General features: G+C 33.4%; 23 protein-coding genes and 1 other RNA gene. 3 read left to right on the top strand and 21 right to left on the bottom strand.

Annotation, left to right across the window (positions count from 1 at the left end; translation table 11 throughout):
- Positions 1–36 precede the first annotated feature (36 nt).
- The 14 genes from Q0516_RS09380 to Q0516_RS09445 all read right to left on the bottom strand — a co-directional run bounded on the left by Q0516_RS09380 (position 37) and on the right by Q0516_RS09445 (position 10,959).
- Positions 37–1,770, bottom strand: a complete 1,734-nt coding sequence (locus tag Q0516_RS09380; RefSeq protein ID WP_294465148.1) for an ATP-binding protein — start codon at positions 1,768–1,770, stop codon at positions 37–39.
- Between the two features lie 261 nt (positions 1,771–2,031).
- On the bottom strand, positions 2,032–3,219 hold the full coding sequence (locus Q0516_RS09385; protein ID WP_294465150.1) for a capsular biosynthesis protein: 1,188 nt from the start codon (positions 3,217–3,219) through the stop codon (positions 2,032–2,034).
- 116 nt (positions 3,220–3,335) lie between these two features.
- Positions 3,336–3,701, bottom strand: a complete 366-nt coding sequence (locus Q0516_RS09390; protein WP_294465153.1) for a response regulator — start codon at positions 3,699–3,701, stop codon at positions 3,336–3,338.
- 120 nt (positions 3,702–3,821) lie between these two features.
- The gene (locus tag Q0516_RS09395; protein WP_294465156.1) at positions 3,822–4,283 is read right to left on the bottom strand and encodes a HAMP domain-containing sensor histidine kinase; all 462 of its coding nucleotides are present in this window, start codon (positions 4,281–4,283) and stop codon (positions 3,822–3,824) included.
- 26 nt (positions 4,284–4,309) lie between these two features.
- Complete coding sequence (locus Q0516_RS09400; protein WP_294465158.1) at positions 4,310–5,458, bottom strand: histidine kinase dimerization/phospho-acceptor domain-containing protein; 1,149 nt, start codon at positions 5,456–5,458, stop codon at positions 4,310–4,312.
- 189 nt (positions 5,459–5,647) lie between these two features.
- Positions 5,648–5,995: a transfer-messenger RNA gene (gene ssrA, locus Q0516_RS09405) on the bottom strand.
- A 3-nt stretch (positions 5,996–5,998) separates the two neighbouring features.
- Positions 5,999–6,478, bottom strand: a complete 480-nt coding sequence (smpB, locus tag Q0516_RS09410) for an SsrA-binding protein SmpB (protein WP_294465161.1) — start codon at positions 6,476–6,478, stop codon at positions 5,999–6,001.
- 8 nt (positions 6,479–6,486) lie between these two features.
- Positions 6,487–7,146 (bottom strand): hemolysin III family protein, encoded by a 660-nt coding sequence (locus Q0516_RS09415; protein ID WP_294465169.1) that lies wholly within the window; start codon positions 7,144–7,146, stop codon positions 6,487–6,489.
- Between the two features lie 17 nt (positions 7,147–7,163).
- Positions 7,164–8,048 carry a polyprenyl synthetase family protein gene (locus Q0516_RS09420; protein ID WP_294465172.1) on the bottom strand — a complete coding sequence of 295 codons (885 nt, stop codon included), beginning with the start codon at positions 8,046–8,048 and terminating at the stop codon, positions 7,164–7,166.
- A 2-nt stretch (positions 8,049–8,050) separates the two neighbouring features.
- A complete protein-coding gene (gene xseB / locus Q0516_RS09425; RefSeq protein ID WP_294465175.1) occupies positions 8,051–8,278 on the bottom strand; it encodes an exodeoxyribonuclease VII small subunit in 228 nt (75 codons plus the stop codon).
- 1 nt (position 8,279) lies between these two features.
- Positions 8,280–9,485, bottom strand: coding sequence for an exodeoxyribonuclease VII large subunit (xseA, locus tag Q0516_RS09430; RefSeq protein ID WP_294465178.1), 1,206 nt, complete (start codon positions 9,483–9,485; stop codon positions 8,280–8,282).
- Between the two features lie 83 nt (positions 9,486–9,568).
- Positions 9,569–9,967 (bottom strand): transcription antitermination factor NusB, encoded by a 399-nt coding sequence (nusB, locus tag Q0516_RS09435; protein WP_294465179.1) that lies wholly within the window; start codon positions 9,965–9,967, stop codon positions 9,569–9,571.
- 21 nt (positions 9,968–9,988) lie between these two features.
- Positions 9,989–10,357, bottom strand: a complete 369-nt coding sequence (locus tag Q0516_RS09440; protein ID WP_294465183.1) for an Asp23/Gls24 family envelope stress response protein — start codon at positions 10,355–10,357, stop codon at positions 9,989–9,991.
- 101 nt (positions 10,358–10,458) lie between these two features.
- Positions 10,459–10,959 (bottom strand): DUF6512 family protein, encoded by a 501-nt coding sequence (locus Q0516_RS09445; protein WP_294465185.1) that lies wholly within the window; start codon positions 10,957–10,959, stop codon positions 10,459–10,461.
- A 158-nt stretch (positions 10,960–11,117) separates the two neighbouring features.
- Between Q0516_RS09445 and Q0516_RS09450 the strand changes: the two genes are divergently transcribed.
- Positions 11,118–11,633 carry an ECF transporter S component gene (locus tag Q0516_RS09450; protein ID WP_294465189.1) on the top strand — a complete coding sequence of 172 codons (516 nt, stop codon included), beginning with the start codon at positions 11,118–11,120 and terminating at the stop codon, positions 11,631–11,633.
- A 256-nt stretch (positions 11,634–11,889) separates the two neighbouring features.
- On the opposite strand, the gene Q0516_RS09455 is transcribed toward Q0516_RS09450, so the two are convergent.
- Both Q0516_RS09455 and Q0516_RS09460 read right to left on the bottom strand, forming a co-directional pair.
- On the bottom strand, positions 11,890–12,702 hold the full coding sequence (locus Q0516_RS09455; protein ID WP_294465191.1) for a DUF1002 domain-containing protein: 813 nt from the start codon (positions 12,700–12,702) through the stop codon (positions 11,890–11,892).
- Between the two features lie 125 nt (positions 12,703–12,827).
- Entirely contained in the window at positions 12,828–13,355 is a 528-nt protein-coding gene (locus Q0516_RS09460; RefSeq protein WP_294465196.1) for a CDP-alcohol phosphatidyltransferase family protein, read from the bottom strand.
- Positions 13,356–13,525: 170 nt separating this feature from the next.
- Here Q0516_RS09460 and Q0516_RS09465 point away from each other — a divergent pair, with 170 nt between their 5' ends.
- Together Q0516_RS09465 and Q0516_RS09470 are read left to right on the top strand one after the other, a co-directional pair.
- A complete protein-coding gene (locus tag Q0516_RS09465) occupies positions 13,526–14,071 on the top strand; it encodes a hypothetical protein (RefSeq protein ID WP_294465199.1) in 546 nt (181 codons plus the stop codon).
- A gap of 8 nt (positions 14,072–14,079) precedes the next feature.
- Positions 14,080–14,292: a helix-turn-helix transcriptional regulator gene (locus Q0516_RS09470; protein WP_294465201.1), complete on the top strand. Its 213-nt coding sequence runs from the start codon at positions 14,080–14,082 to the stop codon at positions 14,290–14,292.
- 31 nt (positions 14,293–14,323) lie between these two features.
- On the opposite strand, the gene crcB is transcribed toward Q0516_RS09470, so the two are convergent.
- The 5 genes from crcB to dapB form a co-directional block, all read right to left on the bottom strand.
- On the bottom strand, positions 14,324–14,698 hold the full coding sequence (crcB, locus tag Q0516_RS09475; protein ID WP_257480557.1) for a fluoride efflux transporter CrcB: 375 nt from the start codon (positions 14,696–14,698) through the stop codon (positions 14,324–14,326).
- Entirely contained in the window at positions 14,695–15,216 is a 522-nt protein-coding gene (locus Q0516_RS09480) for an O-acetyl-ADP-ribose deacetylase (protein ID WP_294465632.1), read from the bottom strand. The genes crcB and Q0516_RS09480 overlap by 4 nt, the downstream gene beginning before the upstream one ends.
- Entirely contained in the window at positions 15,203–16,720 is a 1,518-nt protein-coding gene (locus tag Q0516_RS09485; protein WP_294465208.1) for a 4Fe-4S dicluster domain-containing protein, read from the bottom strand. Before Q0516_RS09485 ends, Q0516_RS09480 begins: the two co-directional genes overlap by 14 nt.
- A gap of 323 nt (positions 16,721–17,043) precedes the next feature.
- On the bottom strand, positions 17,044–17,775 hold the full coding sequence (gene dapD, locus Q0516_RS09490) for a 2,3,4,5-tetrahydropyridine-2,6-dicarboxylate N-acetyltransferase (RefSeq protein WP_257480555.1): 732 nt from the start codon (positions 17,773–17,775) through the stop codon (positions 17,044–17,046).
- Positions 17,776–17,785: 10 nt separating this feature from the next.
- Positions 17,786–18,535 carry a 4-hydroxy-tetrahydrodipicolinate reductase gene (gene dapB, locus Q0516_RS09495; RefSeq protein ID WP_294465216.1) on the bottom strand — a complete coding sequence of 250 codons (750 nt, stop codon included), beginning with the start codon at positions 18,533–18,535 and terminating at the stop codon, positions 17,786–17,788.
- Positions 18,536–18,545: the final 10 nt, after the last annotated feature.

An 18,545-nucleotide genomic window follows, 5' to 3' on the forward strand; every position in this document is an offset into this window, starting at 1 on the left:
ATATAAAAAAGCATCTTATAAAAACAAGATGCTTTTTTATATTTTATTGGTTAATTTTATAATGGTATATATAAGCTCATCGACGTTAAAAGGTTTAGACACATAATCATTCATCCCTATACTCTTAGCCTTATCAATATCCTGTACAAAGGCATTAGCCGATAAACCTATTATTGGGATAGTATCTGCATTTTTATGCTTTGAACTCCTTATATATTCACAGGCTTCCAACCCGTCCATTTCAGGCATTTTAACATCCATTAAAATCACATCGTAATCAATTGTTCCCGAATGCAAAAATTCGTCGACGGCTTCTTTACCGTTCCATACATGCTTTACACTAGCCCCCTTCATTTCGAGCAATGACATAGCTATTTCAGCATTTATTTCATTATCCTCAGCCAATAATATATTGTATCCTATAAGATTTTTATTATCATTATCCATTGAATGAACACTATCCTGAATTTTCATATAATCTGCTTTATCTGCAATAGGAAGTTCAATAATAATCTCGAATTTGGAGCCTTTACCTTGTTCACTCGAAACATTGATATTGCCATCCATAAGTTTTACAAGATTATGACTAATGGCAAGTCCGAGACCGGTACCGGCAAATTGATGAGAAGTCATGTTTACTTCCTGTTCAAAAGGTTCGAATATCTTAGACAAAAATTCTTTGCTCATACCTATCCCGCTATCTTTAACGGTTATTATAAGTGAACATACTTCATCATCTATAATTTTTTGATTTATATCAACATCTATCCTTCCGTTCGCAGGAGTAAATTTTAATGCATTTGATAGTATATTTACCACTACTTGATTTAATCTAAGTTCATCACCGATCAAATAAGGTCTTGTTATATTTGAAGTTATGTTAAAATCGAGCGATGCATCTTGTGCACGCTGAGAGAACATTATATATAATCTTTCACAGAAACCGCATAAATCAAAAGTCTGTTTATAAAGTTCTATCTTTCCGTTTTCTATTCTGGACATATCCAAAATATCGTTTATGAGTGATAACAAATATTCTGAAGATAATTTTATTTTATTCAGACAATCCAACGTTTTTTCCGGATTGTCATAGTTCATACACGCAATATCGGTCATACCTATTATACCATTCATAGGTGTCCTTATTTCATGAGACATCCTCGACAAAAAATTGCTCTTTTCCTTACTTGCATTCTCAGCCACCTGAAGTTCAATGGACAGTTTCTTTTGTTTCTTTTGAAAGAACAAAAATACAATTACAAATATTATAAATAATATACTGAGAAGGGATAATTCGGTAACAGTATTCTGAACTTTGTTTTCTGAGTACACTTCGGCTGCATAAACCGCCTCATCTGCAAGGTCAAAATACTCTTCACTTAAACTATAAAGTTTATTGCTATCTTTACCGTTACGTACAAGATATATTTCTTTTTTTATTTCTTCCCACTTTTCCTGCATGTTGGCGATATCTTTTTGAAAAGTTTTATCGCTTAAAATAATTAAATCGAATTCTTCGCTTCCTCTTGAAAGTCCTTTTAATATTTTATCTAATTTACTAATCAGTTCATCATTTTTATTATTATGCATTTCCTGTTTAATAAGACGCTGAGTGGCTCCTCTTACTATCCCCGAATAATTTATTACACGAGCATTACCCTGCATATTGTTGATGGAATTAAGAGATGTTATACTAATACAAGTAAATGATAAAAATAAAAGGATGGGAACGATTATATTAAATACTTTGCTATATTTTCCGTGTTTCATTGTTTTCCCCTTGATATAAATCAGACTTTTCAGAAAAGGACTAATTTTAAATTCCATTTTATATAAATATAATTATATCATATATTAAAAAAACAGCAAGAAATACATTTTTATATAATTTATTGAAACATTTTAGAATAAAAAAGACATTTTAAAATATTAAATATATATGATAATTATGGTTACTATATAAATATAAAAAGACAGGATTTTTTATCCTATCTTTTTATTTTCGATAAAATATTTATTTCTTAGCATCTTCTATACCTTTTTTGATTGCCGCATTACATTTTCATCTATGTCTTTTGCCACTTCTTTGGCAGACTTATCTCCTCTGAGTAAATCCTGAATACATACATGAAAAACATCTCTGACGCCTTCCCAGTTTAGATTATTGTGCCTTGCATCAACTATATTTTTAGAATTTTTACTATAAACATCCATATATTCCACTTTATCTTTGTGTTTTTTGACATAGGAATTCATTACCGGGGTAGCACTCAATGAATATTTCCAGTATTCTTCATTATCGTAAATAAATTTAACAAAGTCTTTAGAAACTTTCAATTTGTCTTCATTATTATTATCGAAAACTATAAATCCGCTTAAATAATTTGTTGCATTACCGTTTCCCTGCATATTTGGAAAATTTGCAAAAAAAACGTTTAGTCCATATTTATCCTTTGCGTCATTTAAGTTTACATTGTTACCATAACATATCGCAAGTTGATTATTAAAAAACAAATCATAATTAGATAAAAAGTCTAGATTTTCAGAACCATATGGTATCAATTTATCTCTATTTAATTTAGATATCCATTTCAAAGCCTTTATTCCCTCAGGAGTATTTATATTAAAATATCCGTTTTTATCGAATATGTCACTGTCATAAGATCTTAAAAACGTCATTATATGTGTATCTCCCTGATTATCCAAAGCAAACATTGCAAGCGGGTATTTATTATCTCCTTTAAAAGAAGATTTTAATCCCTTCAATATAATATTGAATTCCTCGGTTGACCAATGAGCGATCTGTCCTTTTTCAGATATATATCTGTTAAGTCCGGCTTTCTTCATCATATCTTCATTTACAAATAAAGTATTTTGAAGCTGATTAAAAGGCAACATATATATTTTTCCATCGACACTGCATTGCTCCCAAATTTTCGGATCTATATCATTTTTCAATTCTTCATCTATAATATCATCTAAAGAAGCGAGGCGACCGCTGAGAGTATAAGTCGGATTATTAAAAGACCCCGGATAAGTCAAATCACACGCCTCATCCGTACCGAATTTATCGGGTATCTGCTCTTTTTCATCAGTATATTTATATTTTGTGATGTTAAATTCAACATCATAATCTTTATATGTGCTTTTAAACTTTTCAGAGGCTTCAGTAAATAAATCATAAATTTCCGCATTAGCATGATCTTTATCGTAAGCCATTGTAACGGGAGGACATTTTATATTTATTGTAACTTTCTTAGGTTCTTTACCGCATCCGAAAAGTGCGGCTAATAAAAGTAGTATAAATACCGAAGATATTAATTTTTTTTCATTATTTAATTCCCCTTCCTTCTTACTGATTTTAGTTTTTCGATAAATGCTCCCACATCAAGAGGTTTTGTTACCAAATCATCCATACCGCTTTCCATAGCCCTATCGTAATCATCTCTAAAAGCATTTGCACTTAATGCAAATATTATGACATCATGGTCATCCCTGTTTGCTTTCTTGATTTTTTCAGTTGCTTCATATCCGTTCATAACAGGCATTTGTATATCCATTAAAATAACATCAAAATAATTTATTTCACTTTTTTCAAACTCCTTTACAGCTTCTTCTCCGTTTGTAGCCTCAGTAATACTGCATCCTTGTGACGTTAAAATTTCCGTAACTATTTCTCTGTTGATATCATTATCTTCCACTAATAAAATATTAAATCCTTCAAGAGATACAGTATTTTTTTCATTCTGGTTTTTATTTATATTATTTTTATATTCTGCTTTTTGAAACGGGATAGCGTTGGTAAACGTAGTACCTTCATTTTATTTACTTTTTACATCTATGGTACCGCCCATTTTTTCTACGAAAACTTTGCTTAACGTTGTTCCGAGCCCTGTGCCGTTCTGTGAATTAAATCGCCTTTCCTGTTCGAATGGATTCCAAATTTTTTCAAGAAATTCGGGAGTCATACCACATCCGGTGTCCGAAATAACAAAAGTCGTATTTAAAATATTTCCCTCTTCAAATTGTTCTATTTTTAAACTTATGGTACCGTTAGCTGGAGTAAACTTAAGAGCATTGCCCAAAAGGTTATCTACGATTTGTTTAAGTCTCACTTCATCCCCTATTATATAAGGCTCGATCACATTATCAACATCTATATTGAATATTAGATTTCGCTCACTTGCCTGAGTACCTATTAATATATCGATATCAGCTATAAATTTATTCAAATCAACATTGTCGTTATATATATCGACTTGTCCGCTCTCGATTTTTGACATATCCAAAACATCGGAAATCACGCTTTTTAAAACTCGGCAGAAACATCCGCTTTGGAAAGATATTCCATGATTTTATCTTTATCATATATATTCTGTCTGATTAAATAATGAAGCCCGGCTATCCCGTTAAGAGGGGTGCGAATTTCATGACTCATATTTGCCAAGAAAAAAGATTTTGCCTGTTCTGCCTCCCGTGCAATTTTTGCATTCATTATAGTTCGATAAATAAATATAGATACAACTATTATGACTATACCTATAAGAAAGAAGAAAAGTAAGGATCTTAAAAGAAGTATTTGGGTTTGCTCACCGGTTACGGAATCAGAAACTTTTACTACTATATACCAACCATTATCCTTTATTGTCTTCATCATGGAATAGTAATTATGGTCATTATATTTATACTTTATAAATACATCCTTTCCGTTTTTTATATCGTTTTTATAAGTACTCGGAGTATTACTGCCATCTATTTCGGAAACTTCAAGTTCATTAAAATAGTTCTGATTTGTTTTGGTATCATAATATTTACTTGAAGTTACTATATCACCTACGTCATCCATTACTAGGACAACACCTTTACCATCGAAACTTTCAAGTTTTATCCTGTCTCTGAAATCTTCGACTGGAACAAGCCCGACAATCCCTTCTATAACTTCATTTTTATATTTAAACCCCTCCTCAAATCGAATTCCGAAGAGAATACTGTCCTGCCACCACTCCCTGGCATTATACTGAAATTTTTTGATAAACTTTCCCTTAGAACTTTTATATGTATCTTTCCAATTCATCTTATCAATGGAAGTTATCAGATGAGCATTATCATAAACTCTTCCTTTGTTCGTTATAATATACAATTTATTGAAAGATGTGCTTCGTGCTTCGATACTCAGCATATAGGATAAATCAGAAACGTTCTCTGCTCTGGTATTCCTGATCCTTCCTGAAAGGGATTCGATATATTCCCATTTTGACTCTATTTGGTTTTCGATATTCTGTATATCATGGTCCGTTATTTGTTCCATAAATGAAACAGTGGTGTTGTATACCGCATGTTCGACACTTTTTTTATATAAAAAATATCCGCTTGAAAGTATAAGTAAAGAAAGAATAAAAATAATGATATAAATAAACCATTTATTGTATTTATTATATAAATAATTAATAAGTTTCATAATAATTCTCCCCTATTTACTTATTAAGAAAACCTTTTATTTATTGATTTCATATGTAAGTATATATACATGACTATAGCATATTATCAAACATAATTCAAATCTACAATTAAACATAATCATAAAAAAGAAAAACATAAAAAAACACGACCTTTGTCGTGTGAGATAATCATATACATATAAATATTTTGGTGGAGGTGGGGGGAATCGAACCCCCGTCCAAAACCGGGTAAACCAGACTTTCTCCGAGTGCAGTTTGTTTTAAAATTTAACGAGCTATTATCAAACGAACAAAATTATAACCCGCGAGCCTTAATTGATACTATGCTTTGTCAAGACACCCAAAGTATAGGTCCCTGCTAAAATTTGACAATCGTTATATCCCTTGCAGGTCAGAGATACACGACCGCGCCGCAACTAGGCAGCGAAAGATAATCTATTGTTATCGTTTAATTTTAAGTTGCTTATTTTAAAGATGTTAAGCTCATCTACTCGCTTATCTGACCGCACCGACCCTGTCGAAACCATTGCACCCCCATTTTATCTGAAACTCACTTTGAAGTTCCTGTCAATGTCTCTCTTTGCCGCTTTTTCTTTAAGTGCTTCTCTTTTATCATAAAGTTTTTTACCTTTACATACGGCGATACTCATTTTAACATAGCTTTTAGAAAAGTGCAAATCCAAAGGGATCAAAGTGTAACCGTCTTTTGTAAGATAATCCTTGATATTCCTGATTTCTCTTTTATTCAATAAAAGCTTTCTTTCTCTTAAAGGATCAACATTGTTTATATTACCGAATTCATAAGGACTTACATGCATACCGATAATAAACACTTCATTATTCTTACTTATATTTGCATAACTGTCTTTGAGGTTAACTTTACCGTTTCTGATAGATTTGACTTCTGTACCCTTAAGTTCAAGTCCCGCTTCATAAGTTTCTATAATATGGTATTCAAATGTTGCTTTTTTATTCTTTGCTATTATTTTTTTATCTTCTTTATTTTTGTTTGCACCCATATTTCTACCTACATACCTATAATATTAAATAAAATTGCAAAATAATGTAAAATTGTGCCTGCAAGAACAAATAAATGCCAAATCGAATGCATATATCTGTATTTGGTCATACAGTAAAATATTACACCGAAAGTATACATCAAACCGCCTGCAATTAAAAGAACCAATGTTAAAGTCGATACTACCGCAATCAATGGTTTTACGGCAAAAACTACCGCCCAGCCCATTACCAAATACAGTAACAAAGATATCTTTTCATATTTTTTAAGATTGATCGCATTCAAAATTATACCTATTACGGCACTTATCCATATAACCGCAAACAGGAACCAGCCTACACTAGCTCTTAGTGTAAAAAGAGTAAAAGGAGTATACGTTCCCGCAATAAGGAGGAATATCGTACAGTGGTCAAAGACCCTAAGTATTTCTTTTATCTTTTTATTCTGAAATGAATGATATAAAGTGGAAGCCAAATATAGGCAGAACATACTTATACCATAAATCACACTGCTTATGACAGCCCAGTGGTCGGCATATATCGCACTTAGTACAATAAGCACAGCACAGCCTGCCACGGCAAAAAACACACCTACTCCGTGAGAAACAGAGTTAAAAATTTCTTCGCCAAGAGTATATCTCTTTGTCAAATCTCTTTCGTCACTACTCATAACAAACCTCTTTCTAATTAATTTTTTCTATTTGCAAGATAAACAGCCAACTCCCTTAGGAATTCAGCTTCACAGCCAAAACCGGATAAACTTTTTAAAGATATATCCAAAAGTTCATCTACCTTTTCATAAGATTTTTCAAGCCCGTAAACATAAGGATATGTCATCTTATTTCTCTCATGGTCCATACCTACTTTTTTACCCAAAGTCTCCTCGTCGGATACCACATCGAGTATATCATCCACGACTTGAAACATCAGTCCGATAGCTCTTGCATACTCACTTAAATTGGTAAGTTCATCATTATCAGCTCCGCCTACAATGGCACCGCTTATGACGCTTGCTCTTAAAATAGCTCCTGTTTTATTGTCATGTATAAAGTCAAGAGTTTCACCGTCGGGTTCTTTTCCTTCGCTTTCCATATCCATTACCTGACCCGCTATCATTCCCTTTACTCCCGCACTGTCGGCAATTACATTCATAGCCTCTACATATCTGTTTATATCCTTTGACGACTTAGCACCCTTTAGCATAGTTTCATAAGCCAGATTTAAAAGGCTGTCTCCCGCAAGTAAAGCGGTAGCTTCGCCGTAAACCGTATGATTGGCTGGTTTACCTCTTCTCAGTTCGTCATCATCCATACAGGGAAGGTCATCGTGAATTAGAGAATAGGTATGTATCATTTCCATAGCCGCCATTAAAGGAAGAACTTCGTTGATATCTCCGCCTACACATTTACAGCTTTCCATCAATAGTATAGGTCTTATCCTTTTTCCTCCGACAAAGAGAGAATAATTGAAGCTTTCAAAGATACTTTTGGGTTTACCTTCTTTTATGGTAAATTTATTTAATACATCTTCTACGAATAGTTGTTTATCTTTTAATTCTTTTTTTATATCCATTTTTATTCCTCATCAAAATCTTCGACTATCGGTTCATCACCTTTTCTATCTACCAAAACTTTCACTTTTTCACTTGCCTTTGTAAGTTCTTCTTTAAGTTCTTTTATAAGTATATCCGCTTCGTCATAAAGCTTTACGGATTTATCCAAAGTTATTTTTGATTCTTCCATTGATGTACTTATTTCTTCAAGTCTTTGAAGTTTCTCTTCAAAAGTTTTTTTATCACCCATATTACTCTCCTTCTATCTTGCTGATAACAGAATTTAGTCTACCGTCTTTCATCCTTATGCTTATTTTATCTTCTACATTTACTTCATTAACCGAAGTTATTACTTTATTATTACTTTCGACAATAGCAAATCCTCTTTCCAAAACACTTACCGCCGACAAAGAATTTATCAGCTTTTCAGCCGAAGCTACTTTATGCTTCAAAAGATTGATTTTATTATAAAAACTTAAGTCGATATTATCCTTTAAAGTATCGATATACTGCTCCATATTTTCTATATAAGCATTGGGTCTTTTCATTACAGGCTTGTTTATTATATTATCAAGCTTTTCAAGATATTTGTCGATAAGACTTTTAAGAGCCTTATTTATCTTCTTTTCATAAACCTCTACGGTATATATTATATTATCCAAAGGTTCGCTTACGACTTCTCCGGCAACGGAAGGTGTCGGAGCCCTGAAATCCGCGACAAAGTCGCATATGGTAAAATCGGTTTCATGTCCTACCGCGGAAACTACGGGAATGGCACTGTCGTAGACCGCCTGAGCAACGACTCTCTCATTAAAAGCCCAAAGCTCTTCGATACTTCCGCCGCCTCTGCCTGTGATTATCACATCCGCAAGCTTGAGCCTGTTTATATCATATATCATCTGGGCGACTTCTTCACCGCTCCCCTCTCCCTGCACCGTGACGGGACATACTATTATCTTTATATTCTTATTTCTTCTTTTTATTACGCTTATTATATCTCTAACCGCCGCCCCGGTCTTGGATGTTACGACTGCAACGGTATCAGCAAAAGCAGGAATAGGTTTCTTCTTGTCACTATCAAAATACCCCTGAGCCTTAAGCTCTTCAAGAAGCCTGTTATATTCTTCATATAACCTACCTATCCCCTTTTTTTTCATGCTCTTGACATAAAGCTGATAATTACCGTTTCTTTCAAAAACAGACACATATCCCTCAATAATTACCTTCATACCATCCATTGGTTCAAAGGCGAGAGAATATGTGTCCGATTTAAACATAACACAATTGATTTTTCCGCTGTTATCCTTGATTGAAAAGTATAAATGACCGGACGAATGTCTTTTATAATTAGACACTTCCCCCTCAACTCTCAAATTTGATAAAAGTTCATCGTAATCAAGCAGTGTTTTTATATATTTGTTAACATCTCTGACGGTTAAAATTACATTATCTATCATTTAAACACCTATATTTAAAACCATATCATCTAGTATTGAATACCATGTTATCATTTACTAACGGTATTGTCAATACATTTTCATTAAATAACTTTCTTATAAACGCTATTTAATAATCCGTTTACGAATATAGCTTCCTTTTCATCAGAATATGTATGAGCAAGGCTTACAGCCTCATTCAGTCCCACTAACGGAGGAATATCTTCATTATACATTATTTCAAATACACCAAGTCTAAGTACCGCTATTACATGAGTAGATAATCTTTCAAATTTCCATCCTTTTAAATTATCCTTTATGGTATTATCGATTTCTTCAAGGTTATCTAAAATACCTTTGACTGTTTTCTTGGCATACTCACCCTGAGTACCTTTTATTCCGTTATCCAAAATCATTTGTTCATATCTTTCAGTAAAATCGTCGTGAAAGTTCATTTGAAAAATTATCTTATATACTAAATCTCTTGCTACGTCTCGTTTCAAAGTATCCTCCTTTAAATGTTATTAACATTCAAGCCCTTCAACATAAACATTTACTTGTATCACATTATATCCTGTCATGGATTCTATTGCCTGTTTTACCTTTTTCTTTACTTCCTTTGTAAGCTCGGGAATGATTGCTCCGTACTTGATTATAAGAGAAACGTCGATTATAAGTTTCTTTCCGCTTATAATCGTCTTCACGCCTTTTCCCACGTTCTTTTTACCAAACAGCTCACCTATATCTAGACCTCCGTAAAATCCGCTTATACCATCTATTTCGGCAGTTACCAGACCGACGATGGAAGTAATGACGTTCTCGCTTATATTAAGTTCATCACCTTTTTCCAAAGTCTCTTTGATGCCGATATTTTCTTCTATATTCTTACTCATAAATTTACCTCCGAATAGTAAAATTTCATACTCATCATTAATAATACAATTATAACATTATTTTTATTTATTGCAATTACATTAACTATATTAATAAAAATTTAACCAGCCATAAATATAGGCGTAGAAAGGGGATTGTAAGAAAAGTACACCAAAATGATACCTAATAGAAGTATACTTAAAATACTGATAAGTTTTCCTTTCAAAGTCCCGATCTGTTCGTCGAGAAGTATCTTGCAGCTAAAGCTTTGGCATAATAAAGCAGACAAAAATATCAATAGTATATACATAAACATGTTCATAACACCGAACATATTTTTAAAAGTATAAAAAAGCATAGGTACGCTAAATACTAATATGTAAGAACTTATCGCTTTTGCATAAAAGAAATTGTCATTGTACTGGACCTTAAATAACATTTCTATTATTATAAAAAATATCAAAGAAAAATAAATCACTTTCATCTGTTCCATAACGCTGGCATTATTTGCTCCCACCACTCTGAACAGCCCCATATCCGTAGATAAATATAAGTTTGAGAGTATTAAAGTAAACAACACAATGAGTATAGTTCCTATTCGTTCCATTTTAATTAGTTTCATTTCATTTACCTCCTAAATATTACAATATAACTATAAAAAATACAAAGTAAAAAATGTGTCACCTTTTGCATAAAAATGCACATATATACTGAATTTGACCTTGAATTATAAAAAAATTGGGGCTATAATAACAAAAAGTGATTTGACAGGAGGAAATTATGGCAAACAAAAAAACTTTAAATGTGGTATTGACGGGAGTTATGGCTGCTTTAATATTTATAGCGACATACATAAATATTAGACTTCCTATATCATTTACGGACGGCGGACTTATCCATCTCGGAGGAGCAGTACTGGTAATAGCAACATTCTTGCTTATGCCTGTGGAAGCAGGTTTGGCAGGAGCAATAGGTATGGGACTGTTTGATATGTTATCACCTTATGCGGTATGGGCACCTTTTACATTCGTGATAAGGCTCATTCAAGGTATCGTAGTATCAAAGCTTCTTCTTAAAAAAGGAATTTCCGGAGTTATCCTTGCTATGGTCATATACACCATAATAGGTATGGGCGGATATTACCTTGCGGAAGCACTGATTTACGGAAACTGGATTGCACCGATGGCTTCAATGCCCGGAGAATTCATTTCGGATATGGTAGCTATAGTTATAGGCGTACCTATAGCAAAGATACTTATTAAAAATAAAATCTGTTATAAAACGGAACAATATTAAAAAGACACCCTCAGGGTGTTTTTTAATATTTATGCTTTTTGAAATATATGCAAAATCGATTAATCATTAAGGTTCTCTATCAAATATAATTTTAAATAATAATTCAATACATTTATACTAAATGTCATACAATATCAAATAAGACCCCAAATATAAAAATCTTAAATGATTTATCTATGCTAAAAAACACCGTTAGAATTCAAAATAAAACCTGTACAACATATTGTACAGGTTTTTACTATTTTAATATTCCAGCTTAAAACAAATCTTTTACAAAATTAACTATCTTATCCCAAAGTCCCGAATCATTAAACTTATCGGATATATTTTGTAATTGTTCCGAAACACTGCTTAAATCTACATTTTCAAGATTTCTTGCAAGCTTCAATAATTGTTCAACTTGTTCATCTGTCAATGTAATATCTTTTTCATTAGCTATTTCGTTAATTTTCTCTTTAACAGTACTGTCATCCGCATCCTTTATATCATCCATTGATAATTTTAATTCATTAACGAGATTTGAAGCGTCTTCGCTTCCTATATCATCGGATAATTCACCTGTTGTGACAAGTTCTTCCGTCGCAGCCTCTTTTGTTTCTTCGGGAACCGTTTCACCGCTCATCTGTTCATAAGCTTTATATACGCCCGTAAGAGCCGCCGTGCCCGAAACATTTATAGGTGAAGCTATAACTATTTTAGCATCGGTTATACCTACAGTAGTCAAAGCATTTTCATAAATATCTTTTGTAAGCCAGTCGATATTATGCAGTTCAATATCAAGCCCTTCACCTTTATCTCTTGTTAAGATGTATATAGAAGATAAACTCTTACTTCCTATCCTTGAAGGATCGACGTTTTCAAGATATTTCTTTTCATCATCTATCGTAATGTCAACTTCATTGACATCGCCTTCTTCTTTACCGAAATAATCATAAACTGTCTTTCTTTGATCATCACTCAAGTTTGAACCTATAGCTACCATTTCCTGTCCCGCATTTATTGCCAAAACATTTGACAGAGGAATGGTTAAAATCATCAATGACATAATCAATCCAATTATTTTTTTCATAAATTACTCCTTATAAAATAAAATTGTTTTTAAATATATTGTATAATAACATCTTTTTTGTAAAATTAAAACTTTTTTAATCATATTATAATTTTTAAGGAAGTATATCCCAAGAGACAAATAATTCATTTTATTTTAAAAATACACTTGATATCCAAATCGAGTTCTTTGGATTTTAAAGTTATAATAAGCTCTTCGAGTGCGGATATAAAAGCAAAAACAAACAAAATATAAATAATAATATCGGATTTATATTTCAGATATATTACGGGAAATATGAAGAGCAATATCCCGGATACTTTATTTAACCACGTATGTAAAAAAGCAAGCTTTTTATATTTTTTGTATCCTACAAAAAAGGTAATCAGCTTAATAAATAAAATTATTAAAATAAAATATATTATTTTAATACCTATAAGTTTAAAGAGTAATTTAAGAATAAGTATATCAAAAATAAAATCCGCAAAGCTATCAAACATAGCTCCGAAACTACTTTCAAAATGATACTTTCCGGCAATATATCCGTCAAGCAAATCACTTAAACCGCATAAAAGATATAGACAAATAAATAAAATATCATTATTGGATATAAAAAATAATAACATTGTAAAAATTATTCTTGATGCGGTTATTATGTTCGGGATACGTTTCATTTTATTACCTCTCAGTTATATTAACACATAAGTTTAACAAAATAAATTTAAATTTTACTATAGTATTTTATGTGAAATATAAAATATTTATCGTTTATCATTAAATATTTATTGACAAACAAGTTAAAAGATGATATCTTTAAATCAAGATAAATTTAAGGAGAAATAAAATGAACGAACAAAAAGAGAAAATAAACAGTTTAAGCAAGGTTATTTGTATATTTTGCAAAATAACAAAAGTATGTTTAATCATAGCAATGATACTTATAGCTATGGCAATAGGAGTTACATTATTGTCGATAGGACAAACCGAAGGGATCTGGACTTCCGTATCAAATATTTTATTAGAAGATTACATCATAAACGGGACACTGAATGTTCCTTACGCAGTATTGGAATTTATAAACGCATTGATCTCCGGAATTATTTTATATATACTAATGGACAGTACTCTAATTCTATTTGAGAGCATAGAAAACAGTCATACACCTTTTGATATAAAAAATATCAATATCATAAAAAAAATAGCGAACATAATGAAGATATTGGTGATAGTCCCTCCCGTATTATCCATTTCCATAGCAACATTATTTAGAACGACAGCAACGATAAATTTTAACTTTTCGATGATTTTGGTCGTAATAGTATTTTACTGCTTATCCGAAATATTTGCATACGGAGCCGTGCTTCAAAAAGACGCAGACGAAACGTTATAGGAGTAAATATGGCAATTATATTAAGATTGGACAGAGTAATGGCGGACAGGAAAATATCCCTTGGTGAACTTGCCGATAAGGTAGGTATATCAAATGTAAATCTATCAAATATAAAAAGAGGAAAAATAAGCGCAATAAGATTTTCTACACTAAATTCAATATGTGAAGTCCTGGGTTGTCAGCCGGGGGATATTTTGGAATATCAAAAAGATGAAGAATAAAAACAAAAAAGCAGACTATTTTAGTCTGCTTTTAATTTACAATCAAACCCGCAACGTATTTTCCGATTAAGACACCTATTATACAAAGGATTACACTTGATAAAACATATAATCCCGCAAATACTAATCTTCCGCATTCAATCAAATTTACCGTCTCCAAAGAGAATGTCGAAAAAGTAGTAAATCCTCCGCAAATCCCGGTTTGTAAAAATAGCTGCAAATCTTTGCTTATGTATCCGCTGCTTCCCGCAACTGAAGAAATAAATCCTATCAAGAAAGCACCGACCAGATTTATCATCAATGTCACAAAGGGAAAGTCAGAAGTGAAAGAAAAAATATTCCCTGCCAAATACCTGAGTGAAGCCCCTATAAAACCGCCTAATCCTACAAACAATATATTTATCATATTTTATCTCCGAATTTCTCTAATGATTTTACATAATAATCATAAGTCCTTTTATCAAAACAAACTATCTTTACTTCTTCTATTGTATCATCTTTACTTAAAAAATCCAGTATCGTATTTACGGCGATCTCACTTGCTTCATTCAAAGGATAAGAATATACCCCTGTGCTTATAGAAGGAAAAGCGATGGTCTTAACCCCATTTTCTTTGGCAACTTTAAGGGAATTTTTATAAGCATTTTTAAGAAGCAAAGCTTCATTATCTCTCCCGCCTCTGTATACCGGTCCTACGGTATGGATAACATACTTAGCTTTTAAGTTATATCCCTTAGTTATCTTAGCTTCCCCAGTCTTACACCCATGAAGGGTCCTGCATTCTTCGAGAAGTTCTTTCCCTGCGGCTCTATGTATGGCGCCGTCAACGCCTCCTCCTCCAAGCAAGGAGGTGTTAGCGGCATTGACTATAGCGTCGGTCTCTTCATTTGTGATATCTCCCAAAACGATTTTACATCTTTCCATCATCTATACCTGCCTCATCTATTTCTTTTACATATTTATTTTCGTAAGCTTCTTTTTTATCTGCTTTATTTTCAAATCCTTTTATTTCTTTCTCTCCTTTAGCCTGAGAAATAAGTGTTCCCATTCCTCCTACGCAACCTCCCGGACAGCCCATACCTTCCAAAAGATATCCGTTTCTTTTACCTGATTTTGCAAGAGTAAGGATCTTCTTACATCCTTTAAGACCGTCGGCTCTGTCTGTCATAACTTCAAGTTCTGGATCGAGTTTATTTATTGCACCCACAATAGCCTTTGTAACACCTCCGGAATATCCGTAGCCTCTTCCTGCAGCCGTTGCATCATCAAGTCTTTCACCTTCAAAGCTGTCTACATCTATTCCTTTTGCTTCAAACATTCCTGCGACCTCTTCAAATGTAAGGACATAATCAACATCGCTTTTTACGCTTCTTCTGTTCGCTTCAAGCTTCTTAGCGGAGCACGGTCCTATAAAAACTATTTTTGAATTTGGATGATTTTCTTTTATTACCCTTGCGGTTGCTACCATTGGTGTAAGTGCCGGAGAAACATATGGTGCAATGTCCGGATAATCCCTCTTTGCCATAACAGCCCATGACGGACAGCATGAAGTAGCAAGGAAAGGCTCTTCACCTGTCTTTACCTTTTCGATGAAATGCTTTGCTTCGAAAACAGCACCCATATCGGCGCCGAGGGCAACTTCGATAACATCGCTGAAACCAAGTTTCAGTAAAGCTTCTTTTATCTTTTCGGGACTGGCTCCTTTTCCGAACTGACCTACGAATGCAGGTGCGATTTCCGCAATCACTTCATTATTATTTTGAATAGCCTTTATAGTTTGATAAATTTCCGATTTATCACTTACCACACCAAAAGGACAAGCAACTATACACTGTCCGCAGGAAACGCATTTTTCATAATCTATCTTTGCATTCCCCTCTTCGTCCTCGGTATATGCGTTAACTCCGCAGCTTGCTTTACAAGGTCTGTCGTATTTTACTATGGCATTATAAGGACAAGCTTCCACACATCTTCCGCACCTCACGCATTTATCCTTATTTATTACGCTTTTCCCGTTCTCGAAGTAAACTGCATCGACCGGACAGACTTCACTGCACGGATGAGCATAACAGCCTCTGCAGTTATTTGTGACAAAAACAGTATTCTCTTCACACTGCATACAAGCCTTGGAAACTACATTTACAAGAGGTAATTTAAGTACATTTTTTTCTCCCTTTATATCTTCTCTATCCTTATCTTCATCAAAAGGATTTTCGTTACTGCTTACATCAAGCCCGAGAGCAAGTCTTATTCTTTCCAAAATCAAAGCCTTTTCTCTTTTTTTGTTGGTTATCTTGTTATCTTGATCCTCTACTATTGTTGAAGCTAATTTTTCAAGTTCAAGCTCCTTATTTTCATAAGCAAGTATTGCCACTTCTTTAAATACTTTTCTTCTTATATCAACGATGGGCGTAAAAATCTCTTTCATAAATCTCTCCTTAATATAAATTATTATATAATATTATTTACCAAAATAGGGAAATTTATAAACGAAAAAAGTAAATTTCCACCTATACTTATAAATCACTACAATAAAAAAAGAAAACCTTTGGTTGGTTCTCTTTAATGTACTTTTCATATTGCTCCCTCCCCAATCATTGGGTTGGGGTAGCGATTATTTTAAAAATTTCGGGTAGAAATTTTTAGAAAATCTAATCGCGTTATAAGCTCCACGCAGTGGAAGCCTTTTATTAAATATTTTTGGCTTTGGAAAAATATTTATGGGGTTTTAGGGGCAAAGCCCCTAATGTGTTATCCCCTAAGATCATCAAGAAGTTCAGTCTTTTCCTCTGTTTTATCGTCTTTGTTTTTAACGATTTTTGCAGGCGCTCCCGCAACCACAACACCTTCCGGAACGTTTTCTGTTACAACGCTTCCTGCGGCAACTACACTGCCGTTACCTATCTGAACACCTTCGAGTACTACTACGTTTCCGCCTATCATACAGTCATCCCCTACGATGACAGGAGTCGCTGAAGGAGGTTCAAGCACGCCCGCCAAAACAGAACCCGCACCGATGTGACTTCTTTTGCCCACGGTAGCTCTGGCACCCAAAACAGCGTTCATGTCTATCATAGACTCTTCGCCTATGACTGCACCGATATTTATTGTTGCACCCATCATTATCACAGCGTTCTTACCGATTTGAACACCTTCTCTGATGTTTGCACCGGGTTCTATCCTTGCGTCAACGTCATTTGTATCCATCATAGGTATCGCAGAATTTCTTCTGTCATATTCCATTCTGTAGCTTTCGATCCTGTCTTTGTTACATTCAACGAAATCAAATACTTCTTCTTTTTCTCCGAATACTATATAAGAACCGTTGTTTCCATAATATTCAAGTCCCGCAAGTAAATTTTCCACCAAATCACCTTTAACATATAATTTTATAGGCGTACTTTTTTCCGCCGCCTTAATATATTTGGCAATTTCATATGGGTTTGTTAAATCGAATTGTTCTTTTAATTTGCTGTTATCCATTCTTTTCTCCTTATACTATATCATTCATTTCAAAGTATCCTCTGCCTTTATCGTAAATGTATCTGCCTGCCTTTACTGCACCCACGGCAAATACCTTTCTTGATAAAGCAGTATGTTTTACTTCTATGATTTCATCTTCTCCCGCGAAAATGACTTCGTGTTCACCTACTATAGTCCCGCCTCTGACAGCGTGGATTGTAAGGTCACTTTTTTCTCTTTTTACATCTTTACCATATCTTGAAAATTTATATTCAAGGTTCTTATCCGCATTTTCTTTTATAACGTCGGCAAGCATATATGCGGTCCCGCTTGGAGCGTCAACTTTTCTGTTGTGATGTTTTTCGATGATTTCCGTATCGAAATCTTCACATAACATCTTCGCACCCAGCTCAAGCATCTTGCTAACTACACTTATACCGTAAGAGAAATTCCCCGTCTTAAATATAGGAATACTCTTACTTGCTTCTTCAAGATGTGCATTTGTAGTATCTTCAAGTCCCGTAGTAGCACATACAAGCGCAGTATTTGTTTTTACACAGTAGTCTATCAAATCATCTACCAAGCTAAAGTGTGAAAAATCAATAACCACATCTATCTCTTCTTTTATATCATCGAATGAAGAATAAATAGGATAACCTTCGTTTCCCTTTGATTGCTTATCAAATCCGCAGACTATCTTCATATCCTCATATCCTTCGACGATATTCTTAACGTTTTGTCCCATGGCTCCGTTAAAGCCGCTGATCATTACTTTTATCATTTATTTATCC

This window comes from uncultured Anaerofustis sp. (assembly GCF_938029165.1).
Lineage (GTDB): Bacteria > Bacillota > Clostridia > Eubacteriales > Anaerofustaceae > Anaerofustis.